We start from the raw sequence: 2,717 nt of genomic DNA on the forward strand, positions 1-2,717 counted from the left end.
GTTGAACTCGGGAACGCCGTCGAGATCGAGCGCGATATCGGTCAGGTCATCGCGCTCGCCGGCGAGCAGTCTCGTCATGCGGTCGACCGCCCGTTGCACCTCGGCGGTCGGCTCGGCCTCGCTCGCTTCGGGATGACGCTGGCTGATGCGGGTGCGGATCTTCTGGTCTCCGCCCATCGGCAATTGCGTGCCGGTGATGCCGCGCGGACCCCAGGCGATGGCGCAGAGGCCGATGCGGGTGTCGAACAGGGCAAAATGCTGGTCGGTCATGACTTTGGTTCCCGGCTTGCATCTCGTGCAGGCCCCACTTTCATCTCGCGGCAAATCTAGGCTTGGAAATAGTTGCGATCCACCCGGTTTCCGGGAATCTTGCACAGGACTTCCAATCTTCGTGAGCCAGGGAATGCAGAGCGTCCACGTCAACGGTTACGACATGTCCTATCTCGACGTGGGCGAAGACAGAGGCCGCCCGCCGCTGGTCTGCGTGCACGGCTCGCTCAACGACTTCCGCGTCTGGGGCTGCGTGCTGGGGCCGTTGACGCAGCGACACCGGGTGATCGCCGTCAGCCTGCGGCACTTCTTCCCGGAGCGCTGGGACGGCGTCGGTGACACCTATTCGATCGCGCAGCATGTCGAGGACGTCATCGCCTTCCTCGACAAGCTCGACGTCGGACCGGTCGATCTGATGGGCCATTCCCGGGGCGGGCACATCTGCTTCCGCGTGGCTCAGCAGCGCCCCGACCTGCTGCGACGGCTGGTCCTGGCCGAGCCGGGCGGCGAGCTCGATGCGAGCCTCGATCCTGATTACGTCGGCGGCCCCTCGCCGCTGCTGGCGCGCTTTACGGCCTCGGCAGAGAAGATCGCGGCCGGCGATGTCGACGGCGGCCTTGCCGTCTTCGTCGACACGCTGGAGGGCGCCGGCACCTGGCCGCGACTTCCGGCGATGGTGAAGCAGAATCTGCGCGACAACGCGATGACGCTGATCGGCCAGGTTCGCGACAGCCGGCCGCCCTTCTCGAAGGCGGATGCGGAGGCGATCAGGATGCCGACGCTGTTCATCCTGGGGGCGCGGACCAAGGGGCTGCTGCCGAAGGTGCTGCATGCGCTGGCCGCGCATGTGCCTTATTCGAAGACGGCAGTCATCCCGAACGCGACGCATCCGATGTTCGAGCAGGCGCCGCAGAAATATTCCGAAGTGGTGCTGGATTTCCTGGCGAGCTGACCATGCAGTGCTTCCGCGTCAACGGTTACGACATGGCCTATCTCGAAGTCGGAGAAGGCCATCCGCTGGTCTGCGTGCACGGCACGCTGGGAGATTTCCGAACCTGGTATCCGGTGCTCGGCCCGCTCTCGAAGGCCCATCGCGTCATCTCGGTCAGCCTGCGGCATTTCTTTCCCGAGCATTGGGATGCCGTGGACGACGACTACAAGATGGCGCAGCACGTCTCTGACGTGATCGTCTTTCTCGAACAGGTTCGGCCCGGACCGGTCGATCTCATGTGCCATTCGCGCGGTGGACACGTCGCGTTCCGCGTCGCGCAGGCGCGGCCCGATCTGCTGCGCAAGCTGGTGCTGGCCGAGCCCGGCGGCGACCTCAACGCCAGCCTGCCGTTGCCCGAAGGGACGCCCGCACACCCGTCGCTCGCTGCGCGCACCGTGCGCTCGGTCGAGATGATCCGCGCCGGCGACATCGAGGGCGCGCTGCAGAATTTCTACGAGGGCATCGAGGGCGACGGCGCCTGGCGGCGTTTGCCGGCGGCCGCCAAGCAGCAGCTGCGCGACAACGCGCTCACCTTGCTGGGCCAAATCAACGAACAACGCCGGCCCTACACGCTCGCCGATGCGCAGGCGATCAGGACGCCGACGCTGCTGATCGGCGGGGGCGCCACCACCGGCAGCCTGTCGGTGATGTGGCGCGTGCTGGCCGCGCACATTGCGGGGGCGAGTACGGCCGAGATTCCGAATGCCGGTCACTGGATGTTCGAGCAGGCCCCGCTGGAGTTCGGTGAGGCCGTGAGCAGGTTCCTGACCGAGTAGGTCCTCACGACTTTCATTTCTCGAAAACAACCCCATGCACAGTAGAGAGCGCCAGCAAAATCAATAGCTTGGCGGTTTGGGATCAAGCAGAGGTTCTATGATACCATTTGACGGCTTTAACGTCCTGCCTTAGGCTCGAATACGGAATTCCGTATTCCTTCATACCCTGCGGAGCTGTCCGGCGTGATCCCTCTCGACCCGCTTCCGAACCTGATCGACCAGGTCTATGCGCGGATCCTGGAAGCGATTTCCGATCGCACGCTTCCGCCCGGCCAGCGCATCCGGCAGAACGAGCTGGCCGACAAGCTCGGGGTATCGCGCCAGCCGGTGTCGCACGCGCTGCATCTGCTGCATCGGCAGGGCCTCGTCGCCGAGAGCGGCAAACGCGGCTTCGAGGTGACCCAGCTCGATCCCGCGCGCATCCGCCAGCTCTACGAGGTGCGTGGCGCCATCGATGCGCTGGCGGCCGGGCTTGCCGCTCAGCGCGCGGCCAGCGACGCAGCGGGACGCGCGCGACTGGAGGCAGCGCTCGCCGCCGGGCGCCGGAGTGACCGCAACACGACGCTATCCGAGCTCATCACGCTCGATGTCGATTTTCACCGCGCGATCTATCAACTCGCCGGCAATCCCGCGATCGAGGAGACCATAGCGCCGCAATGGCCGCATATGCGGCGCTATGG

At 65.6% G+C, this 2,717-nt stretch carries 3 protein-coding genes and 1 pseudogene; 3 read left to right on the top strand and 1 reads right to left on the bottom strand.

Features of this window, described 5'->3' with window-relative positions:
- Positions 1–270, bottom strand: a pseudogene (locus JHD07_RS37295) (cysteine methyltransferase); the annotation flags it as partial.
- A gap of 133 nt (positions 271–403) precedes the next feature.
- On the opposite strand from JHD07_RS37295, the gene JHD07_RS37300 reads away from it, so the two are divergent.
- From JHD07_RS37300 to JHD07_RS37310, 3 genes are all read left to right on the top strand, one after another.
- Positions 404–1,222, top strand: a complete 819-nt coding sequence (locus JHD07_RS37300) for an alpha/beta hydrolase (RefSeq protein ID WP_291631283.1) — start codon at positions 404–406, stop codon at positions 1,220–1,222.
- A 2-nt stretch (positions 1,223–1,224) separates the two neighbouring features.
- Positions 1,225–2,037, top strand: a complete 813-nt coding sequence (locus JHD07_RS37305) for an alpha/beta hydrolase (RefSeq protein ID WP_291631285.1) — start codon at positions 1,225–1,227, stop codon at positions 2,035–2,037.
- A gap of 183 nt (positions 2,038–2,220) precedes the next feature.
- The coding region (locus tag JHD07_RS37310; protein ID WP_291631287.1) for a GntR family transcriptional regulator at positions 2,221–2,717 on the top strand (497 nt) is incomplete at its 3' end.

Source organism: Bradyrhizobium sp. (assembly GCF_016462955.1).
In the GTDB taxonomy this organism is placed as follows: Bacteria; Pseudomonadota; Alphaproteobacteria; order Rhizobiales; family Xanthobacteraceae; genus Bradyrhizobium.

Bases quoted from the DNA above. Each gene is read 5' to 3' on its own strand.
- JHD07_RS37305 (WP_291631285.1), top strand. From the start codon at position 1,225: ATGCAGTGCTTCCGCGTCAACGGTTACGACATGGCCTATCTCGAAGTC.
- JHD07_RS37300 (WP_291631283.1), top strand. From the start codon at position 404: ATGCAGAGCGTCCACGTCAACGGTTACGACATGTCCTATCTCGACGTG.